Below are 2,645 nucleotides of genomic sequence, written 5' to 3'. Positions count from 1 at the left end.
CGGGGGTTCAGGGAGGCGTAGGGGTTCTGCAGCACGATCTGCGCCCGCTTCTTGAAGCGCAACCGATCGGCTCCTTTTGCGGCGTGTACGTCCAGCCCGTCGAAGAGCACCCGGCCTGACGTCGCGGGATGCAGCCCCAGGACCGTCCGGCCCAGCGTGCTCTTGCCGCACCCGGACTCTCCGACGAGCCCCAGGGTTTCCCCACGGAAGACCTCAAAGCTGACGTCGTCCACCGCCTTAAGGGTCCGGCCTCCGGGCAGCCGGAAGTGCCGGCAGAGGCGCTCGACGTGCAGCAGCGGGGCACGCGCCTGGGTCGTTTGCGTCACGCCGCTCCCTCCTTCCGTCCGGCCTTCGGACATCGGATTCCCTCCGGCACGGCGACGTGGGGCGCCAGGGGATGGCGCAGCCAGCACCGCACTCGGTGCTCCTCGGACACCGAGAACTCGGGCGGTGCAGCGTAGGTGCAGAGCGCCATGCAATAGTCGCAGCGCGGCGCGAAAGGACAGCCCGGACGACCGCCCGGCGCCTCCAGCAGGTCGGGCGGCGTCCCGGACAGGGAGTAGAGCGTGGAGCGGCCCGATCCTCCCGGACATGGCACGGAGCGCAGGAGCGCCCAGGTGTAGGGGTGGGCGGGCCTTTGGAGCAGCTCCCGTTTGGGGGCGCTCTCCAGGATCTCGCCCGCGTACATCACCTGAATCCGGTCCCCGACCTCCGACGCGACGCCCAGATCGTGGGTGACCAGCAGGACCGAGAGGTCGAAGCGCCGCTGCAGCTCCCGGATCAGGTCCAGGATGTCGGCCTGGGTGGTCACGTCGAGGGCCGTCGTGGGCTCGTCGGCGATCAGGACGCGAGGCATCGCGATCAGGGCCGAGGCGATCATGACACGCTGGCGCATCCCCCCCGACAGCTCGTGAGGGTACTGCCGCATGCGCGTTTCCGGGTTGGATATCCCGACTGCGTGCAGCATCTCAAGCACCCGCAGCCGCCTCTCCGGGCCTCGCAGCTTCGTGTGAAGCAGCAGGGTTTCCTCCACCTGCTCGCCGATCGTCAGGGTCGGGTCCAGCGAGGTCGATGGGTCCTGAAATACCATCGCCAGGCTCCGGCCACGGACGCGCTGCATCTCCCGCTCCGTCCTCCCCAGAAGGTCCTGCCCCTTATAGAGGATGCGGGAGCTCCCCGGAACCTCGGCCACGTCGTCCGGGAGTAGGCGCATCAGGGCCCGTGCCGTCATGGACTTTCCGCAGCCCGACTCCCCCACCGTCACCAGCGTTTCGCCGGCGCGCAGGTCGAAGGAAATGCCCCGGACGACGTGGAGGCGCCCGTCGCGGACCTTCAGGTACACGTGCAGGTCCCGAACCTCGATGACCTTTCCGTCCACGGCCTTCTCATCCATCTCAACCATCGTTCTGTCGTTTGCGCGGGCCACGGCTCAGTCCCTCGCGCGCGGGTCCAGCGCGTCGCGGAGCCCGTCGCCCAGCATCTGGAAGGAGAGCATGGTCAGGCTGATGAAGAGCGTGGGAAAGAAGAGCTGCCAGGGATAAAAGAGCATCTGCTGCTGCGCGCCCGAGGCCAGCGCGCCCCAGCTGGTCATGGGCGGCTGGATGCCCAGTCCGATGTAGGACAGGAAGGCCTCGCCGAAGATGAAGAGGGGGACGTCGAAGGTGACCGCCACGATCATGACGCCCATGATGTTGGGGATCAGGTGCTTCCAGAGGATCCGCCACGGCGAGGTCCCCAGGGCCCGGGCCGCCAGGACGAACTCCTGCTCCTTGATCTGCAGGATCTGCCCCCGGACCAGGTAGGCCATGTTGCACCAGCCCGTCAGGGTCATCGCGACCAGCAGGCTATCCATCCCGCGGCCCAGGATCAGGGAGACCAGGACCGCCAGGACCAGGTAGGGGATGCTCGACAGGACGTCCGCCAGGCGCATCATCGCATTGTCGACGGCGCCGCCCAGTCCGGCGGCCACCCCGCCGTAGAGCAGGCCCATCAGGATGTCGATCAGCGCGCCGACCAGAGCGACGATCAGCGAAACCCGTCCCCCAACGGCGACGCGGGCAAAGAGGTCGCGCCCTATCTTGTCCGTACCGAACCAGTGGGCCGCGGAGGGCCCCAGGTTCTTCTCGGCCATGTTCAGCGCCTCGTGCCCGTAGGGCGTCAGCGCCGGACCCAGGGCGCAGAGCGCCGCGATGAGCGCCAAAAGTGCCGCGGACAGAAGGGCCGCCCGGTTTCGCTTCAGGCGACGCCAGGCGTCCTGCCAGTAGCTCACGGAGGGCCTGAAGGCGAAGGGAGCCTCGTCGGGTCGCCCGATGAAGCGAAAGTCCTCCGGTCGGAACCCCTCGCTCCCGCTCCCTGCCTCAACGGGGCACCGGTCGGGACGAGGCCCCATCACGCCCCCCCTCCGTCGCGCGCGAAGCGGATTCGGGGGTCCAGAAAGCCGTAGAGGACGTCCACGGCCAGCATCGCCAGGATGTAGAGGGCGGACAGAAAGACCGTCTGCCCCATGATCAGGGTGTAGTCCCGATCCCCTACCGACGAAACGAAATAGAACCCCAACCCAGGCACGGAGAAGAGGCGCTCCACCACGAACGCCCCGCCGAACATCAGGGCGATCTGCGGCCCCAGCAGGGTCACGATGGGCAGGA

The 2,645-nt window shown here is 68.1% G+C and carries 4 protein-coding genes; all 4 read right to left on the bottom strand.

Going from position 1 to position 2,645, the window contains the following annotated elements; translation table 11 throughout:
* A partial coding sequence (locus tag ACO41U_RS10305) for an ATP-binding cassette domain-containing protein (protein ID WP_485943749.1) occupies positions 1 to 326 on the bottom strand: 326 nt, incomplete at its 3' end.
* A complete protein-coding gene (locus tag ACO41U_RS10300; protein ID WP_485943747.1) occupies positions 323 to 1,426 on the bottom strand; it encodes an ABC transporter ATP-binding protein in 1,104 nt (367 codons plus the stop codon). The genes ACO41U_RS10305 and ACO41U_RS10300, both read right to left, overlap by 4 nt.
* 3 nt (positions 1,427 to 1,429) lie before the next feature.
* Positions 1,430 to 2,389, bottom strand: a complete 960-nt coding sequence (locus ACO41U_RS10295) for an ABC transporter permease (protein WP_485943745.1) — start codon at positions 2,387 to 2,389, stop codon at positions 1,430 to 1,432.
* On the bottom strand, positions 2,389 to 2,645 hold a 257-nt coding region (locus ACO41U_RS10290), incomplete at its 5' end, for an ABC transporter permease subunit (protein ID WP_485943743.1). The genes ACO41U_RS10290 and ACO41U_RS10295, both read right to left, overlap by 1 nt.

This window comes from Fretibacterium sp., from assembly GCF_057312375.1.
This window is presented reverse-complemented; position numbering and strand designations above follow the sequence as displayed.